Origin of the sequence: Blastococcus sp. HT6-4, assembly GCF_039679125.1 — a bacterium.
In the GTDB taxonomy this organism is placed as follows: Bacteria; Actinomycetota; Actinomycetes; order Mycobacteriales; family Geodermatophilaceae; genus Blastococcus; species Blastococcus montanus.
In genome coordinates, this window is sequence record NZ_CP155551.1 from 1,946,645 (window position 1) to 1,963,977 (window position 17,333).

Annotated in this window: 20 protein-coding genes; 17 read left to right on the plus strand and 3 right to left on the minus strand. The window is 72.4% G+C overall.

Features of this window, described 5'->3' with window-relative positions; all coding sequences use genetic code 11:
* Window positions 1-12: 12 nt before the first annotated feature.
* Window positions 13-1,023: a LacI family DNA-binding transcriptional regulator gene (locus ABDB74_RS09420; RefSeq protein ID WP_346623537.1), complete on the minus strand. Its 1,011-nt coding sequence runs from the start codon at window positions 1,021-1,023 to the stop codon at window positions 13-15.
* Between the two features lie 124 nt (window positions 1,024-1,147).
* Between ABDB74_RS09420 and ABDB74_RS09425 the strand changes: the two genes are divergently transcribed.
* The 6 genes from ABDB74_RS09425 to ABDB74_RS09450 all read left to right on the plus strand — a co-directional run bounded on the left by ABDB74_RS09425 (window position 1,148) and on the right by ABDB74_RS09450 (window position 6,350).
* Window positions 1,148-1,687, plus strand: coding sequence for a TRAP transporter small permease subunit (locus tag ABDB74_RS09425; protein ID WP_346623538.1), 540 nt, complete (start codon window positions 1,148-1,150; stop codon window positions 1,685-1,687).
* Window positions 1,684-2,958: a TRAP transporter large permease gene (locus tag ABDB74_RS09430; RefSeq protein ID WP_346623539.1), complete on the plus strand. Its 1,275-nt coding sequence runs from the start codon at window positions 1,684-1,686 to the stop codon at window positions 2,956-2,958. Before ABDB74_RS09425 ends, ABDB74_RS09430 begins: the two co-directional genes overlap by 4 nt.
* Window positions 2,955-3,875, plus strand: coding sequence for a shikimate dehydrogenase (locus ABDB74_RS09435; protein ID WP_346623541.1), 921 nt, complete (start codon window positions 2,955-2,957; stop codon window positions 3,873-3,875). The genes ABDB74_RS09430 and ABDB74_RS09435 overlap by 4 nt, the downstream gene beginning before the upstream one ends.
* A gap of 56 nt (window positions 3,876-3,931) precedes the next feature.
* Window positions 3,932-4,963, plus strand: a complete 1,032-nt coding sequence (locus ABDB74_RS09440) for a DctP family TRAP transporter solute-binding subunit (RefSeq protein WP_346623543.1) — start codon at window positions 3,932-3,934, stop codon at window positions 4,961-4,963.
* A 107-nt stretch (window positions 4,964-5,070) separates the two neighbouring features.
* Window positions 5,071-5,535, plus strand: a complete 465-nt coding sequence (aroQ, locus tag ABDB74_RS09445; protein WP_346623545.1) for a type II 3-dehydroquinate dehydratase — start codon at window positions 5,071-5,073, stop codon at window positions 5,533-5,535.
* Window positions 5,532-6,350, plus strand: coding sequence for an N-acyl homoserine lactonase family protein (locus tag ABDB74_RS09450; RefSeq protein ID WP_346623546.1), 819 nt, complete (start codon window positions 5,532-5,534; stop codon window positions 6,348-6,350). Before aroQ ends, ABDB74_RS09450 begins: the two co-directional genes overlap by 4 nt.
* A gap of 45 nt (window positions 6,351-6,395) precedes the next feature.
* Here the strand turns inward: ABDB74_RS09450 and ABDB74_RS09455 are convergent, their stop codons facing one another.
* Both ABDB74_RS09455 and ABDB74_RS09460 read right to left on the minus strand, forming a co-directional pair.
* Window positions 6,396-7,190, minus strand: a complete 795-nt coding sequence (locus ABDB74_RS09455; RefSeq protein ID WP_346623548.1) for a hypothetical protein — start codon at window positions 7,188-7,190, stop codon at window positions 6,396-6,398.
* Window positions 7,191-7,441: 251 nt separating this feature from the next.
* The gene (locus ABDB74_RS09460; protein ID WP_346623549.1) at window positions 7,442-7,996 is read right to left on the minus strand and encodes a helix-turn-helix domain-containing protein; all 555 of its coding nucleotides are present in this window, start codon (window positions 7,994-7,996) and stop codon (window positions 7,442-7,444) included.
* A 58-nt stretch (window positions 7,997-8,054) separates the two neighbouring features.
* Here ABDB74_RS09460 and ABDB74_RS09465 point away from each other — a divergent pair, with 58 nt between their 5' ends.
* The 11 genes from ABDB74_RS09465 to ABDB74_RS09515 all read left to right on the plus strand — a co-directional run bounded on the left by ABDB74_RS09465 (window position 8,055) and on the right by ABDB74_RS09515 (window position 17,324).
* Window positions 8,055-8,546, plus strand: a complete 492-nt coding sequence (locus ABDB74_RS09465) for an FAD-dependent oxidoreductase (protein WP_346623551.1) — start codon at window positions 8,055-8,057, stop codon at window positions 8,544-8,546.
* Entirely contained in the window at window positions 8,543-9,694 is a 1,152-nt protein-coding gene (locus ABDB74_RS09470; RefSeq protein ID WP_346623553.1) for an FAD-binding protein, read from the plus strand. The genes ABDB74_RS09465 and ABDB74_RS09470 overlap by 4 nt, the downstream gene beginning before the upstream one ends.
* Before the next feature lie 57 nt (window positions 9,695-9,751).
* Entirely contained in the window at window positions 9,752-10,573 is an 822-nt protein-coding gene (locus ABDB74_RS09475; protein WP_346623555.1) for a mycofactocin-coupled SDR family oxidoreductase, read from the plus strand.
* A gap of 1 nt (window position 10,574) precedes the next feature.
* Entirely contained in the window at window positions 10,575-11,540 is a 966-nt protein-coding gene (locus ABDB74_RS09480) for an alpha/beta hydrolase (protein WP_346623557.1), read from the plus strand.
* A 288-nt stretch (window positions 11,541-11,828) separates the two neighbouring features.
* Window positions 11,829-12,467, plus strand: a complete 639-nt coding sequence (locus ABDB74_RS09485; protein ID WP_346623559.1) for a DUF4956 domain-containing protein — start codon at window positions 11,829-11,831, stop codon at window positions 12,465-12,467.
* A complete protein-coding gene (locus ABDB74_RS09490; protein ID WP_346623560.1) occupies window positions 12,464-13,264 on the plus strand; it encodes a polyphosphate polymerase domain-containing protein in 801 nt (266 codons plus the stop codon). The genes ABDB74_RS09485 and ABDB74_RS09490 overlap by 4 nt, the downstream gene beginning before the upstream one ends.
* 294 nt (window positions 13,265-13,558) lie before the next feature.
* Window positions 13,559-15,037: a carbohydrate-binding domain-containing protein gene (locus ABDB74_RS09495; RefSeq protein WP_346623562.1), complete on the plus strand. Its 1,479-nt coding sequence runs from the start codon at window positions 13,559-13,561 to the stop codon at window positions 15,035-15,037.
* A gap of 412 nt (window positions 15,038-15,449) precedes the next feature.
* On the plus strand, window positions 15,450-15,851 hold the full coding sequence (locus ABDB74_RS09500) for a hypothetical protein (protein WP_346623563.1): 402 nt from the start codon (window positions 15,450-15,452) through the stop codon (window positions 15,849-15,851).
* Window positions 15,852-16,081: 230 nt separating this feature from the next.
* Window positions 16,082-16,531: a hypothetical protein gene (locus tag ABDB74_RS09505; protein ID WP_346623564.1), complete on the plus strand. Its 450-nt coding sequence runs from the start codon at window positions 16,082-16,084 to the stop codon at window positions 16,529-16,531.
* A complete protein-coding gene (locus tag ABDB74_RS09510; RefSeq protein ID WP_346623566.1) occupies window positions 16,528-16,944 on the plus strand; it encodes a metalloregulator ArsR/SmtB family transcription factor in 417 nt (138 codons plus the stop codon). The genes ABDB74_RS09505 and ABDB74_RS09510 overlap by 4 nt, the downstream gene beginning before the upstream one ends.
* Entirely contained in the window at window positions 16,941-17,324 is a 384-nt protein-coding gene (locus ABDB74_RS09515; protein WP_346623567.1) for a hypothetical protein, read from the plus strand. The genes ABDB74_RS09510 and ABDB74_RS09515 overlap by 4 nt, the downstream gene beginning before the upstream one ends.
* Window positions 17,325-17,333 lie beyond the last annotated feature (9 nt).

Sequence of the window (17,333 nt, forward strand, 5' to 3'; positions counted from 1 at the left end):
GCCGTGGATCTCCTAGGAGTGTCCGGCGCGCTCGGCGCCGGGGATGCCGGTGGACTGGCGCAGGACCAGCTGTGATGCCAGGACGAGCTGCGGCGGGGTTCCCCGGTCGCGGGCGCTGGACATCGACTCGAGCAGCAACTCGACGGCGGCCCGGCCGACGTTGGCGTGCGGGCCACCGAGGGTGGTGAGGGTGGGGGTGGAGAGCTCGGCGGCGAAGATGTCGTCGAAGCCGAGGACGCTGATCTCGGCCGGGACGCGGACGCCGCGTCCGGTCAGCCGCCGCAGCACCCCGATGGCCAGCATGTCGTTGTGCGCGATGAACCCGGTGGCGCTGGTGGTCAGCGCCGCGTCGGCCGCGGGGCCGCCGCTGGCGACCGTGGGTGTGAACGGGCCGAGCCGGGTGGCGCGGAGCTCCAGCTCCCGGGCAGCCGTCCGGATGGCCGCCCAGCGGCTCGCCGCCATCCAGGAGTTGCGCGGCCCGGCCAGGTACACGATCTCGCGATGACCCAGCGACGCCAGGTGCGCGACCATCTGGCGGCATCCTTCGGTGTGCTCCACCACCACGCTGGCCATGCCCGGCACCTGGCGGTTGATCATCACCACCGGGTGCGCAGCCGCCAGTTCGAGAAGGTTCTCCTCCGGCTGCCGGCTGGCGGCCAGCAGGAACCCGTCGACGGAGCGGGCCAGTCGCCGCACCTGCTCGAGCTCCATGCGCGGCGATTCCTCGGCGTTGACCAGGACCAACGTGTACGCGGCCGCCTTGGCGCGCATCTCCGCACCCCGGATGACCTCGAAGAAGTGCGGGTTGGTGATGTCCGAGACCACCATCGCGAGGGTCTGCGTCCGGCGTGAGATGAGCGCCCTCGCGTGCGGATTCGGCTCGTAGCCCAGCTCCTGGGCAGCGGCCACGATGCGCTCGCGCGTCGCCTCCGTCACCCGTCCCGGAGTGCTGAACGCGCGGGAGACGGTCGACGTCGCCACGCCCGCGGCCCGGGCGACGTCGTAGATGGTCGGCGTGCTCACGGCTCCATCACAGTCGGATCACGGCGATTTGGCAACAGTTGGCAACCCTTTGCCAAGCGCGAGCTCCGCTCCTACGGTCCCTGCAGTGCTGTGACTGGCAGCACAGGCAGCGAGAGGAGCCGTCATGGTCGACCGGGAACGTTCCCGGCCCCCGGGGAGCTGGTGGGCCCCGTTGGTCAGGCTGGTCACCCGGATCGAGCTCGGGCTGGCTGCGGCCGCCCTGACGCTCCTGTTCGTGCTGGTGCTCGTCCAGGCCGCCCAGCGATACCTGCCGGTCGGCGGATGGTCCTGGACCGGGGAGCTCGCCCGGTTCTCCCTGGTCTGGGTGACGTTCACGGTCGCGGGGGTGCTGGTCACCACCGACGGGCACATCGCGTTGCAGCTCGTCGACACGGTGCGCAAGCCGTGGGTCGTGCGAGTGGTGCGGGTGGTCGCCAGCATCCTGGTGGCGGTCATCGGCGTCGGCTTCGCGGTCGAGGCCTGGGAGCTGATGCAGACCCAGGGCCAGCTGCGGTCACCGTCGCTGCGCCTGCCGCTGACCTGGCTCTACGTCTTCCCGTTCATCGGCTTCGTGAGCACGGCGATCCGGGGCGCCGTCGCGGCGGCCGTCTTCGCCGTGCGGGGCGTGCCGGCGCCGGCCGGCGCCGAGGGGGCGCGGGCATGAGCCTCGTGCTGCTCAGCGTCGTCATCGTCGCGTTCCTGTTCCTGCGGGTGCCGGTGGCCTTCGCCTTCCTCGGCCCGTCCCTGCTCTACATGCTCACGAACGGTCAGTCGATCGGCCTCAGTCTCCGGCTGATCGTCAACGCGACCGCGAGCTTCCCGCTCCTGGCCGTGCCGCTGTTCGTCCTGCTCGGGGTCATCGCCAACCGGGCCGGCATCGCCGACCGGCTGTTCGACTTCGCCCTCGCCCTCCTCGGACGCGTGCGAGGAGGCCTGGGATACGTGAGCGTCGGGGTCAGCCTCGGCTTCTCCTGGATGAGCGGCTCGGCGGTCGCCGACGCCGCGGCGCTCGGCAAGATCCAGATCCCGGCGATGCTGCGGAACGGCTACTCGCTCCGGTTCGGCCTGGGTGTCACCGGGGCGGCTTCGCTGATCGCGCCGGTCATGCCGCCCAGCATCCCGGCGGTCATCTTCGCCGGGTTGGCGGCGGTCTCGACCGGCGGGCTGTTCGCCGCCTCGGTCGTCCCGGCGCTGCTCATGGCCGTCGGGCTGTGCATCGCCGTCTTCTTCCTGGTGCGGCGGCAGCCGGACATCGTGACGACCGGATTCGACATGCGACGGCTGCTGGTGACCGGTCGACGGGTCCTCGGACCGATCCTGGCCCCGGTGATCATCCTCGGCGGGATCCTCGGGGGGTTCTTCACCCCGACCGAGGCCGCGGCCGTCGGCGTCGCGTACATGCTCCTGCTCGCCCTGTTCTACCGCAGCCTGCCGGTCCGGGACATCCCGAAGGTGCTCACCGAGACCGTCGCGACGACGGCCGCGATCATGCTGATCGTCTCGTCCGCGTCGCTGCTGGGCTACATCCTCGCCCGGGAGCGGGTCCCTCAGCTGCTGGCGGAGAACGTCTTCGGTTTCACCGAGAACGCCACCGTCTTCCTGCTGATGACCGCCGTCCTGATGCTCGTCCTCGGGACGGTCGTGGACCCGACGGCCGTGCTGGTGCTCGTCGTGCCGATCCTGCTGCCGATCAGCGCGAGCTTCGGCGTGGACCCCATCGTCCTCGGTGTCCTGATGATCGTCGCGCTGATGATCGGCCTGCTCACCCCGCCGGTGGGCACCGTCCTCTACGTCCTCAGTTCGGTCGCCGAGACACGGGTCGGCGAGGTCTTCCGGGGATGTCTGCCGTTCATGGTGCCGCTGCTGGTCGTCCTCGCGCTGATCATCAGCTTCCCGGACGCCGTTCTCTGGCTGCCGGAGGTGCTGGGGCTGTGACCAGCGGGCAGCCGGCCGCCGCCGGACGGGCGTCTCGCCGGTCCCTCCTCGCGGGGCTCTTCGGGCAGGGGATCGGCCCGTCCCTGTCCCCGGAGATGCACGAGCGGGAGGGGGCGCGCCAGGGCCTGCGCTACACCTACAAGCGCGTGGAGCTGCGGGACGACCAGCTCACCGAGGGAACCCTCCGCGGTCTGCTGGAGCACGCGGTCACGCTGGGCTTCGACGGGCTGAACGTCACGCACCCGGTCAAGCAGGCGATGGCCCCCCTGGTCGACGAACTGTCCCCGGAGGCGGCAGCCATCGGGGCGATCAACACCGTCGTCGTGGAGGAAGGGCGCACCCGCGGCCACAACACCGACGTGACCGGTTTCGCCGCCGCGCTGCGGGACCAGCTGTCCGGGGCACCGCTCGAACGCGTGGTGCTCCTCGGCGCCGGTGGCGCCGGGGCGGCGGTGGCGCACGCCCTCACCGGGGCGGGTGCGGCGGAGCTGGTCGTCGTGGACCACGACGCCTCGCGAGCGCGGGAGCTCGTCGGCGCGCTGACCCGCGTCGCGGGCGACGGGGCCCGGATCGGCTCCCCGGACGAGCTGCCACGGCTCCTCGGAGACGCCCAGGGGTTGGTGAACGCCACCCCGGTCGGCATGGCCGCCCACCCCGGCATCCCGATGCCGGCCGAGCTCCTGCGCGAGGAGCTCTGGGTCGCCGACATCGTGTACCGGCCGCTGCTCACCGACCTCGTGCGCGCGGCCACCGACCGGGGATGCCGCGTGATGACCGGCGCCGGGATGGCGGTCGGCCAGGCCGCCGACTCCTTCGAGCTGTTCACCGGTCGCACGGCCGATCGCGCAGCGATGTCCACCGACTTCGACGCTCTCGTCGCCGCCGAACTCACCACCGACCACCGACCCCCGGGCTGACCCCGGGCCAGCTGTCCACCGACGGTCACTGCACCATCCCAACGAGGGGAGACAACATGTCCATCCATTTCCGGCACAAGCGCTCGGTCCTGGCCGCGTCCGTCCTGATGCCGCTGGTCCTGGCGACCGCCTGCGGCGGCGACGACGGAAGCGCCGGGGGAGCTGACGGTGGTGGCGGCGAGGTCGAGCTGACGCTCGCCCACAGCTACACCGAGCAGCAGCCCCAGCACCGCTGCGGCGCCCAGGTCATCGCCGACGAGATCGCGGCGGCCGACGTCGGCGTCACCGTGGAGATCTACCCCAACAGCCAGCTCGGGGGCGACGCCGACCGGATCCAGTCCGTCGTCTCGGGTGACGTCGACATCGACATCCAGGGGGCGTCGGCACTGGGTGCGGTGTACGAGCCGATGAGCGTCGTCGACGCCGCGTACGCGTTCGAGGACGGCGAGCACCTGGCCCGGTTCTTCGACAGCGAGGCATCCGACGAGCTCACCCAGGGCTTCCAGGACGCCACCGGTGTCGGGGTCCTCGGCGCCTGGTCCGCCGGCGCACGGCAGTTCACGGCCAACGAGCCGATCCGCGAGCCGGCCGATCTCGAGGGCCTGCGGATGCGGTTCCCCAACTCGGAGCAGTACCTGATGAACGCCCGCGCCCTGGGCGCGGACCCGACCGAGGTCGCGTACGAGGAGCTGTACCTGGCGCTCCAGCAGGGAATCGTGGACGGCCAGGAGAACCCGATCGTCAACATCGACGCGCAGAACCTCGGCGAGGTGCAGGAGTACCTCAGCATGTCCAGCCACCAGGAGAACTCCAACCTGGTCATCGCCGGCCCGGGCGTCGAGGAACTGTCCGACGAGCAGCGGGAGGCGCTCGACGCCGCAGTCGACGCGGCGGTCGAGCAGGTGCCGCAGTGCGTCGAGGAGGACGAGCAGCGGATCCTCGACGAGTGGACCTCCGGTGGCGCGTTCGAGGTCGTCGAGGACGTCGACACCGACGCCTTCCGGGAGCGGGTCGAGCCCTACCTCCGGGAGAACTTCAGCGACGAGCAGCTGGCCGTCTACGAGGCGATCCGCGGCTCGGCCGAGTAACTGCTGGTCGCGGCGGGCGGGGAGCGGTTCCGACAGGAGCTGCCCCCGCCCGTCCCATCGTCGGAGGGTGGATCGACGGCCCCCCTCATCCCTTGGAAGGCAGTCGCGTGACGTCCGTGCTGGTGCTCAACGGCCCCAACCTGAACCTCCTCGGGACGCGGAAGCCGGAGGTGTACGGATCGGCGTCCCTCGAGGACGTGCGGGAGTCGTGCCGGCAGCAGGCCACGGCGCTCGGTCTCGACCTGGACTTCCGCCAGTCCAACCACGAGGGCCAGCTCATCGACTGGATCCACGAGTGCGGGTCCGACGTCCGCGCCGGGCGCTCGATCGGCGCCGTCTACAACCCCGGGGCCCACACGCACACCTCGATCGCCCTGCGGGACGCCATCGAGGGGGTGGAGCTCCCCGTGGTGGAGGTGCACATCTCGAACGTGCACGCCCGGGAGGAGTTCCGGCACCACTCGTACATCTCGCCGGTGGCGCGCGGCGTCGTCGTCGGCTTCGGCGTCCTCGGCTACCAGCTGGCCATCACCGGGTTGTACGAGCTGGCTCAGCAGGAAGGGCGCCGTTGAGGCCCCTGGCGGAACTCCGCCCCACCGAGCCCGGAGCCTGGCGGGTGCTGGCTCTCCAGTACGCGAGCCGGATGGGCCTGCGGGGCCAGCACTTCCTCGGGCACGATCCGTCGTCGACCGAGCCGCATCCGACCGCCTACTACGTGTGGGTGGCCCTCGGAGCCGACGACGTCGTCCTGGTCGACGCCGGCATCTCGGCCAGCCGGGCGGCCGAGATGTCGGGGCTGTCCTACCGTGGCTCCCCGGTCGATCTCCTCGGGCGGATGGGTATCGCGCCTGCTGACGTCTCGTGGACGGTGCTCACGCACCTGCACTACGACCACACCGGCACGCTGGCGGAGCTGCCGGCGACCCGGTACGTGGTCCAGCAGGAGGAGTGGGACTACTGGACCGGACCGTGGGCCCGGCGCATCCGACGGGAGCACTGGCTCTGCTCGACCGCGGACATGGACCATCTGGGACGGGCGCGCGAGGACGGGCGGGTGGAGCTGGTGCGCGGCGACCGCGAGGTGCTACCCGGCCTCAGCGTGCACCTGGTCGGCGGGCACACCGCCGGGATGCAGGTCGTCCGGGTGCGGACCCGGTCCGGCCCCGCCGTCCTGGCTTCCGATGCCAGTCACTTCTACGAGAACCTGGACGACGACCGTCCGGCGCCGATCCTGCACTGCATGACCGGCGTGTACGGAGCCTTCGACCGCGTCCGCACCCTGGCCGACTCCCCGGACCTGGTGGTTCCCGGTCACGACCCGGCCGTTCTCGACCGGCACCCGCCGTTGGCTCGCGAGCACGAGGGCGAGATCGCACTCATCGCCTGAACTGCCGGCCGTCACGCCGGCCGTGCACCGGACGAGGAGCGGCTCTCAGCTGCCGTTCAGCCGGCGCGCGCGGGCACGGGGGTGCTCGAGCGCGGTGTCGACCAGTTCGTGCAGCCGCTCGAGCCGCGGCGCCGGGTCGTCGGCCAGCAGCCCGAGCGAGTCGTCACCGCCGACGGCCACCGGCACGTGTGGTGGAAGCGTGGCGAGGAGTCCGGCAGCCGCATCCCCTTCCGCCTCGAGCTGCCGAGCGCTGAGCCGCACGTAGCCGAGGTGCTCCCACAGCGAGTCCACCCACGCCTCGACCTCCGCCGGCGTGCATCGGCTCACCGGCACGTCCAGGACCACCCCGCCACCCGTGGCCCGGACGACCTCCAGCGCGTCCGCGACGAGGTCCGGCCGGTCGGCGGGGACGGGTGCCAGGAGGGGAGTCACACGGTACGGACGGGCCTGATCCAGCAACTGCCCGAAGACGTCGATGCGCTCGGTCAGGGGCCGTTCCACCGGGGCGTCCGTCGAGGCGAACCGCGCGGTCACGTACCGGGCGCCGAAGCGGGCGGCGAGGTCGAGGACCCGTCCGTGCGGGGCGTACACGTCCCTGGGCAGGGAACTGCCCAGCTCCACACGCCCGACGTCCAGCACGGTCACGCGGGTCTCGAGGAGCAGGTCGACCAGTCGCGCGAGGTTCCGCTCCCCGGCCCCTCCCGACCACCAGTGCTCGACCTCGTCGGTGCCTCCGACGTGCAGCCCTACGGAGTCCCAGTCGGAGCCGCTGAGCAGCTCGGTCAGCTGATGTGCGTCGCGCGGGTGGACGACGGACTGGTGCACCGCCAGTCGGTTCACGGTCTCTCGCTGCCTCTCTGGGCTCCCGGCACGGCCAGCAGGCCCCGCATGCCGCCACGGACGGCAGTTCGTCGAGCGTAGGCCGTACTGCCATGGGACCGGTCGGCGCCTCACCGCCCAGTCGGCGGCTCCATCTCGATCTGGGGTGGGCCAGCCGCTGTGGGCGTAGGGGAGGCGCTCCTCTCGTGCGCCGGCGCGGAGGTCGCGGGCTCCGGGAGGTGGCTGCCCCCTCGTGCGAGGGACGAGACGTGTCAGGGCAGCCGGAGCAGCGCGAGCGCCCGCTCGACCGCTGCGCGGCTCTGATCCGGCTGCGCCGAGGTCACCACGACACCGAAGATCATCCGCCAGGCCAGCAGGACGTCGTCCGCGGTGAGCGCAGGATCGGCCATTCCGGCCTGCTGGGCGCGGGGCAGGGTGTCCTCGACGAGGGCGAGCAGTCGTTCGGCACCTTTGTACTCGGGGAGAGTGCGTCGGGCGTCGACCACCATCTCGACGAATGCCGAGGCCTCGACGGAGAGATCCACCAGTCGGGCCCACAGTGCTCGGAAGGCGCTCGCGTCGGGCCGGGCTGCGATCTGCTCGAGGTCGGTGAAGTTCTCCTCGAACACGGCGAAGGCCAGGTCGAGACGGGTCGGGAAGTGCCGGTAGAGCACCCCCTGGCCCACGCCGGCCTCGCGGGCGATCGCGCTGAGCGGCACCCGGTAGCCACGGTCGGCCATGACCCGACGGGCCGCGTCCAGGATGGCCCGGCGGTTGTCCGTTGCCGCAGCGGGCCCACGGTTGACGCGGCGCCCATCGGTGACCATGCTCACAGCCTACTCATCCGGACAACCTTGTCCGGTAACCGACGGGAGGAGCGGCCCGATGCCTGGACCGACGGTCTTCGACCACACCTTCGACGTCGTCGTCGTCGGCACCGGTGGAGCCGGCTTCGCGACCGCCATGGGCGCGGCCGACGAGGGGCTCTCCGTCCTGCTGCTCGAGGGCACCGACAAGTGGGGTGGCAGCACCGCGATGTCCGGTGGTGGCCTGTGGCTGCCGGACAACCCGCTCATGCAGCGGGCCGGTGCCGGCGACTCGCGCGAGGAGGCGCTGACCTACCTGGATGCCACGGTCGGCGACCAGGGCCGTGCGACCGAGCGGGACCGCAAGGAGGCGTTCGTCGACGGCGTCGCCGACTTCGTGACGACGGCGGAGAAGTACGGCATGACCTTCGTGCGCGCGAAGGACTACCCGGACTACTACCCGGAGCTCCCCGGCGGCAAGATCGGCCGGGCCGTCGAGGTGCGGCCGCTGGACGCCAAGGTCGTCGGCGACTGGTGGACGACGCTGCGGAACGCGGTGCCGCTTCCGTGAAGACCGACGACGTGTGGCTGCTCGGGCGGGCCTGGTCCACCCCCGGCGGGTTCGTCCGCGGGGCGCGGCTGGTGTTCCGCGCGCTCGGCGGGGTGGTCCGCGGGCAGCGGCTGGTCGGCATCGGCGTCGCCCTCGCCACGTCGTTCTGCAAGGCCGTCGTCCTCGGTCAGCAGGTGCCGCTCTGGCTGAACTCGCCGCTGGAGGACCTGGTCGTCGACGGGGACCGGGTGGTGGGGGTCCGGATCCGGCGGGACGGGCGGACCGTCACGATCCGGGCCGAGCGCGGCGTGATGCTGGCCGGCGGCGGGTTCGAGCACAACCGGGACTGGCGGCAGAAGCACCACGGCATCGACGGCTCGCCGTCCGGCAACCCCGGCAACGTCGGCGGGCCGATCGAGATCGCCCAGCGCGCCGGCGCCGCCGTCGAGCTGATGGACGAGGCGTGGTGGGGGGCCTCGGTCGCCGCTCCCGCGGGTGGGACGCCGGCATTCATCGTGGGGGAGCGCTCGATGCCCTACTCGCTCATGACCGACGCCGCCGGGAACCGGTTCGCCAACGAGTCGGAGTCCTACGTCGACCTCGGTCACCACATGCTCGAGCACGACCGGGACGGTGCCTACTGGCTGATCGCGGATGCCCGGCACGCCCGCCGCTACCTGCGCACGTTCGCCCTCGACCCGCGCCAGAACAAGGCGATGCGTGAGGCCGGGATCATGGTGAAGGCGCGCAGCGTCGCCGAGCTCGCCGGCCGGCTGGGCATGGAGCCCGCGCGGCTCCGGGCCACCGTCGAGCGGTTCAACGGCTTCGCCCGGGCCGGCGTCGACGGCGACTTCGGGCGGGGCAACTCCGCCTACGACCGCTACTACGGCGACCCCACCGTGCGCCCCAACCCGAACCTCGGGCCGCTGGAGAGGGGGCCGTTCACCGCCTTCAAGGTCGTCATCGGCGACCTCGGCACCAAGGGCGGCGTGGTCACCGACGCCGACGGCCGGGCCCTGCGCGAGGACGGCTCGGTCATCGAGGGCCTGTACTCCGCGGGCAACAACTCCGCGTCGGTGATGGGCCGCACCTACCCCGGCCCGGGATCCACCATCGGCCCGGCCACCGTGTTCGGGCTCCGGGCTGCACGGCACATGGCCCGCGCCTGACCAATCGCTGTTCCGGCGCACAGCGTGTGCCGGCCCTTCCACCACCAGGAGAACCGAGTGACCACCAGTACGTCCGGACGCCTCGAGGGCAAGGTCGCCTTCATCACCGGCGCCGCCCGGGGCCAGGGGCGGGCGCACGCCGTCCGCCTCGCCGCCGAGGGCGCCGACATCATCGCCCTCGACAACTGCGAGACGGCGAAGACGACGTCGTACGCGGGGCCGTCGGAGGAGGACCTCGCGGAGACCGCGCGGCTGGTCGAGGCCCAGGGCCGGCGGGTCCTCGTGCGCAGGGCCGACGTCCGGGACCTCGACGCGCAGGCGTCGCTGGTGAAGGACGGCGTGGCGGAGTTCGGCCGGCTCGACGTCGTGGTGGCCAACGCCGGGATCTGCTCGGGCTCGATGTCGTGGGAGATCCCGGTCGAGAAGTGGCAGGAGACGATCGACACCAACCTGACCGGCACCTTCTTCACCATGAAGGCGACCGTGCCGGTGCTGCTGGAGCAGGGCACCGGCGGCTCGATCGTCATCATCAGCTCGGTCGCCGGGCTGCGCGGGCTGCCCTTCCTCGCCGACTACGCGGCCAGCAAGCACGGCGTCGTCGGCCTGGCCAGGACCATGGCCAACGAGCTGGGGCAGCACAACATCCGGGTCAACACGGTGCATCCGCACGGCGTGGCCACCGGTATGCAGCCCGCGGAGATGTTCGAGCTGGCCCAGCAGCACGCCACCACGCTGGCGCCGATGCTGATGGGCGCCCTGCCGGACCCGATCTCCGAGCCCGAGGACATCGCCCACGCCGTGGCCTGGCTCGCGTCCGACGAGGCGCGGCACGTCACCGGCATCCAGCTGCCCGTGGACCTCGGCATCCTGGGCCGCTGACGTGGCGGAGCTGGATCTTCGTGTGAAGGCGCTGGGCCGGGTGCTGCGGCTGGCGTCGATCACCAGGATGGACGAGGAGCAGATCGGCCGGGTCCAGCAGCGGACGGTCGGCCACAACCCCGTGGTCGACCTGCTCCTCGGCGGGGTCGCCGCCGGGGTGACCCTCACGGACGACGTCGCCGCCGGTGCGGCAGGTCAGCTGGCGATCCGGGTCTACCGACCCCGGGGCGCCGTCGACGACGTGCTGCCGCTGGTGGTCAACGTCCACGGCGGCGGCTTCGTGCTCGGGTCGCTGGACCAGGCCGACTGGCTGTGCAGCAACGTGGCCGTGACCGTGGGCGCCGTCGTGGTCTCGATCGACTACCGGTTGGCGCCCGCGCACCCCTGGCCCGCGGCAGCGGAGGACTGCTACGCCGCGCTGGTCGACATCGCGGCCCGGGCGGCGCAGCTGGGCGCGGACGCCCGCCGGATGGCGGTCATGGGTGACAGCGCCGGCGGAAACCTGTCGGCCGTGGTCAGCCTGATGGCCCGCGACCGGTCCGGTCCGGCCATCGCCTTCCAGGCGCTGCTCTACCCGGCGACCGACCTCACCCTCGGCAGCCCCTCCATCGAGGAGAACGCGGACGCACCGATCCTCACCAGGCAGGACATGCTCGCCTACCGCGCCCACTACCTGGGTGCCCAGGACCCGGCAGACCCCTATGCCTCGCCGCTGCTGGCGCCCGACCACCGTGGGCTCCCGCCTGCCCTCGTGCAGGTCGCGGAGCACGACCCGATCCGCGACGACGGTCTGCGCTACGCCGCCGCCCTGCGAGCGGCTGGTGTTCCGGTGCGCACCACCACCTACGTCGGGATGCCGCACGGCTACCTGGCTTTCCCGAAGCTGTGCCGCAGCGCGCCGCAGGCCCTCGCGGAGCTCTGCGCGGAGTTGTCCGCCGCCCTCGCTGCTCCTGCCACCGCGCCGTAGGACCTCAACGGCGCACCGCCGGTGCAGTAGTGCCGCGCACTCGGTCAGCTGCTTGCGTGCGGCGCCGGGTGTTCTCAGGCATGCCGTCAGTCGTGGCGGAGCCGGTTGTGCCGGCCATGGGCCGGGCCTGTGAGCCTGCTGGAGACCGGACGGCGCCCCTCGACGGCCCTGGACGGGGGAGCGGGACCACGGACCGGCTCACAGGAAGTGTGGAGTCGACGCTCAGTGACAGCGCAGCTCCGTGCCGCAACGTGGCGTTCGTTCCGTCGTCGACCCCTGGAAAGCCGGATGTCCTCTCCTGTCTACCTGTACGCAGCCGATCTGCTCGCCATCGGGTTGCTCACCTTCGGGGTGTACTTCCCCCGCCACCGGCGCCGTGACCTGGTCATCGCCTACATCGGCGTCAACGTCGGCGTGCTGGCGGTCTCGGTCGCCCTCGCCGGCAGCGGCGTGGGCGCGGGCCTGGGCCTGGGGCTGTTCGGCGTGCTCTCCATCATCCGGTTGCGGTCCACCGAGCTCGACCAGCACGAGGTGGCCTACTACTTCTCGGCCCTGGCGCTGGGACTGCTGGGTGGGCTCGGCGCGGCGAGCGTCCCGCTGACCCTGGCCCTCATGGCCATGGTCGTCGTTGCCATGTACGCCGCCGGGCACCCGCGGCTGCTGCGCCGGTACCGCCGGCAGGTGATGGTCCTCGACTCCGCGTTCACCGACGAGCAGGGGCTGACCGCCCACCTGGAGGGCCTGCTCGGCGCACGCGTGCACCAGGTGACCGTCCAGCGCGTGGACCTGGTCAACGACACCACCTGGGTCGACGTCCGGTTCGAGGTCGCGCGTGAATCGCGGTCGGCGGTGCGCCCCGCTGCGTCGGCTTCCCCCGCTCCCTTCGGGCGGCACGACGGTCTCTCGTCCACCCCGGTGCAGCGGTGACCGCGGTGGTGCCGGCGCTGCCGTCGGTGGAGCACCTCCCGCCCGTGGGGCTCGAGGAGCTCGTCGCCCGCGCGGCGCTGCAGACCCGGGTCGACCGCAAGTACGTCCTCCCGCTGCCCGCGGCCGAGCGGTTCCTGGCCGGCCTGGCGGGCACCGAGGAGGTGCGCGTGCTGGAGATGGCGGGGCTGCGCGCGTTCGGCTACGAGTCCCTCTACCTCGACACCCCGGAGCTGACCGGCTACCACCTCGCCGCCCGGGGCAGGAGGCGGCGGTTCAAGGTGCGCCGGCGCACGTACCTGGACACCGGAACCGCCTTCCTCGAGGTCAAGACCCGCGGGCCGCGCGGTGCGACGGTGAAGGAGCGCATCCCGGCCGCCGGTGACCGGCAGCACGTGGCCGCCTTCGTCGACGACGTCCTGGACCGGGCCGGCCTCGGCCAGGTCCGCAGCGACGAACTCCGGCCCGTGCTCCGCACCGCGTACCGGCGCACCACCCTGCACCTCCCGGCCACCGACGGCCGGGTCACCGTCGACACCGACCTGACGTGGTCCCTGCCCGGCGGCCCGGCCGCCGGGCTCGCGGACGTCGTGCCCGTCGAGACCAAGTCGGGCTCCGCCCCCTCGGCGGCCGACCGCCGCCTGTGGCGATCGGGGCACCGGCCCACCCGGATCTCCAAGTACGGCACCGGGCTCGCCGCGCTGCGCGGCGACCTTCCCGACAACAAGTGGTGCCCGGTCCTGCGCCGGCACTTCTCCCTCCTGACCCCCTGTTCCTCCGACGATCGGAACCTCCCGTGAGCCGACTCGAGAAGACCCGCGCCGCGCTGTCCGGTGCGCTCATCGCCGCCGTCCTCGCCGGCTGCACCGCCGGGACCACCACGACAGGCTCCTCCGGTGGCACCGCCTCCACCGTCTCCGCCGAGGAGGTGTCGGCCAGCACGGGGATCTCCGTCGAGGACGCCGTCGCCGTCAACCTGGGCGCCCACGACGACGACGCCGACCACGCCTACGAGGAGTCCGAGGTGCGAGATCGCGCTGACCGGCGACTCGGCCGAGACCGACTCGGACGCGGTCACGGTGTCCGACGGCACGGTGACCATCACGGCGGCCGGCACCTACCGGCTCAGCGGCACCCTGGCGGGCCAGGTCGTCGTCGAGACCGAGGACGACGGGGTGGTCCGCGTCGTCCTGGACGACGCGGAGATCACCTCGTCCACGACGTCGGCCCTGGCGTTCATGGCGGCCGACATCGCGATGGTGGTCCTGGCCGACGGGTCCACGAACACCCTCGCCGACGGCTCCGACTACGCCGTCGACGGCGCGGAGCCCAACGCGGCGCTGTACAGCTCGGCGGACCTGACCCTCACCGGGGCCGGCGCGCTCACCGTCTCCGGCAACGCCAACGACGGCATCGCGAGCCAGGACGGCCTCGTGCTGGACTCGGGCACGGTCACCGTGGCGGCGGTCGACGACGGCATCCGCGGCAAGGACTACCTCGTGGTCGAGGACGCCGACGTCACTGTCACGGCCGGCGGGGACGGCCTGAAGTCCGACGACGCCGAGGACACCACGGCCGGCTACGTGCACGTCGCGGGCGGATCGGTGGACGTGACCTCCGGCGGTGACGGCCTCGCCGCGGAGACCGACGTCATCGTGGGCGCCGGCACGGTGCAGGTCCGGGCAGGCGGCGGCAGCGGGGAGACCGTGGCCGAGGACGCCTCCGCCAAGGGGCTCAAGGGCACGGTCAGCGTGGTCGTCGGCGGCGGCACGGTCGACGTCGACTCCGCCGACGACGCCGTCCACTCCGACGGCGTCGTCAGCATCCAGGACGGCACCCTCACGCTGGCGACGGCCGACGACGGCGTGCACGCGGACGGCGACGTCACGATCGCCGGCGGCGAGCTGACGGTGACCGGGTCCTACGAGGCGGTGGAGAGCGCGGTCATCACAATCTCCGGTGGGCAGCTGGACCTGACCGCGAGCGACGACGGCATCAACGTGGGCGGCGGCAACGACGGCTCCGGCGAGCAGGGCCCCGGCGGGAGCGGTGACTCCTTCGCCACCTCGAGCGCCTACCGGCTCACCATCACCGGGGGCACCATCGCCGTCGATTCCGGCGGTGACGGCCTGGACTCCAACGGGAGCGGCACCATGACCGGCGGCACGGTCACGGTCAGCGGGCCCACGGATTCGGGCAACGGCGCCATCGACGTGCAGAACGGCCTCGCCGTGAGCGGTGGCGACCTGCTGGTGACCGGCAGCTCGGGCATGGCACAGGCGCCGGTGACGTCGTCGGAGCAGGGCTGGTTGGCCGCCACCTTCGACGCGCAGGACGCCGGCTCGACGGTGGAGATCGTCTCCTCCGACGGCGACGTGCTGGGCAGCTGGACGGCGGGCAAGGACTTCGCCCTGGTGACGTTCTCCTCCGCGGAGGTGGAGAGCGGCGCGCAGTACACCGTCGTGGTCGACGGCACGGAGCTGGGGACCGCGACGGCCGGTGAGTTCAGCGGCGGCGGTATGGGCGGCGGCATGGGCGGGGGAGGCCCCCGCGGGGAGCGTCCCGGCGGCTGATCCGGCACTCGTCATCCGGAGCGGCGTCGCCCTACGCACGGGCGGCGCCGTTCCGGCGTGCTCGGGAGTGCGAGGCATCGGTGGCTCACCGTTGTGTCCAAGTGCTCGACGGCCAGCACCACCAGCAGCGCGCTGGTCGACCGGCCGGGCGGAGCATCTAGCGTCCACTGTCATGACGCGGACGCCGGTGCGTTATCGCTCCTCCGACGAGGACAGCGGCCGGTGGCTCGACTTCCGCTACCGCCCCGGCGACATCGTGATCAGCACCCGGTCGAAGCACGGGACGACCTGGATGCAGATGATCTGCGCTGATCTCCGGCCGGCCCCACCGACTGCCTCGGGACCACCCACCCTCGGGACCCGGGGCGCCAGGCGAGCCCGACGTCACCCACGAACGCCTCTCGGAGGTCCCATGCCCAGTGACGACCGCGACCCCAGGACCGTGGACATCCACGGCAAGACCTTCGGCGCGACCGGCAACAGCGAAGGAGGAGAGGTCGACCCCGCCACCCGGTTCCGGTACCACCAGGAGGGCCACACCGTGTGGGCCGACTACGCGGGCGGCGCCATCGCGCGCGGGTACCTCGTGGGCACCAGGACCGGTGACCGGCTCGACTTCCGCTACGTCCACCTGAACAGCACCGGGACCACCGCCGCAGGACGCTGCACCTCCCGGATCACCGTCCTCGACGACGGACGGGTGCGCATGGAGGAGGAGTGGACGTGGGAATCGCGACCCGGCTCCGGACGCAGCGCGGTCGAACAGGACGAATCCGGGGACGGTGACCCGTTCACCGCGCGCCCGTCCCGCTGACGCTTCTCACGTGATCGACCGAGGGTCTGACGTCGTGGAGATCGTGCTGCATGCACGGCCGCTCCCGGGGCGTCCCCGGTGCGCCTCGCGGACCGGTCCTGCCCGGCGCCGGCACGAGCGGATCCACGGACAGGAGGTCGCGCCCGGCCGTTGTGCAACCGACGGGTTGCACCCGGGGTCCGGATCATGCATCCTGACGCCGCACGTGGGTGGCGTTCCCCGGAGGTGGGATGAGCGAGGGCAACGACCGGATCGAGCGCTCGATCCGGATCGCCGCGGACGCCGACCGGGTATGGGAACTGGTCTCGGAGCCGGGGTGGTGGATCAATGACGGCCGGATCACCGTGCACCGCATCGAGCCCGACGGCGACGTCGTCACCGTGCACGACCCGGTGCACGGAGCCTTTCCCATCCGCACGGTGCGGCTGGACCCCCCGCGCTACGCCGCCTTCCGCTGGCTGGCCGCGGACGGCGCCGGCCGGGCCGTCGGCGACCGGTCGACCCTGGTCGAGTTCTGGATCGAGGAACACCTCCAAGGCGGCGTACTGCTGCGGGTGGTCGAGAGCGGCCTCGCTGCGCTGGACACCACCGAGGAACAGCGGCGGCGCGACCTCGACGACCACACCGAGGGCTGGGAGGCCGAGCTCGCCGCCGCCCGCACCTTCCTGCACGGCGCATGAGCACCGCACCGGCCACCGCCGACGTCGGAACGGTCTTCGCGGCGCTGAGCGATCCGCACCGCCGCCGGTTGCTGGAGGCCCTCGGCGACCATCCCACCGGGGCATCGGCGACCGCCCTGGCGAGACCTCTCCCGGTCTCCCGCCAGGCCGTCGACAAGCACCTGCGCGTACTGGAACGAGCCGGCCTGGTCGCCTCCGCCCGCCATGGCCGGGAGATCCGATTCGCCGTGCGCCGGGAGCAGCTGGACCGCTCAGCGGCATGGTTGACCGAGCTGGCCGACCGGTGGGATCAGCGCCTGGGCCGCCTGAAGGCCGCCGCCGAGTCCGCCGACGACCACGGCCGCACACGCGCGGCCGGTGCCGATCACGGTCGGGGTGGGGCAGCCCCCGCCACGCCAGAGGGAGCGCCATGAACCACCGGGAACGCCCGTCCTACGCCGGCGGACGCAACATCGCGATGAAGGTGCCCCCGCACCAGTGGACGGCGACCGTGGCCTTCTACCGGGACACGCTCGGCCTGCGCGAGCTGGACAACCCCTTCACCTCCGGCCCGCCGTCGGCCGGGTTCGCCTTCGGGCCCAACCGGCTGTGGATCGACCGCGTCCCCGGGGTGAGCCAGGCCGAGCTGTGGCTGCAGGTCACGACCGCCGACACCGCGGCCGCCGCCGACCACCTGGCCACCGCAGGCGTCGCCCGCTGCGACGAGATCGAGCCCCTGGACGGCGACTCGGCGTTCTGGATATCCAGCCCGGCCGCCGTGGTCCACCTGGTCTCCGAGCCCGACGCCGACTGACCGAGCCGT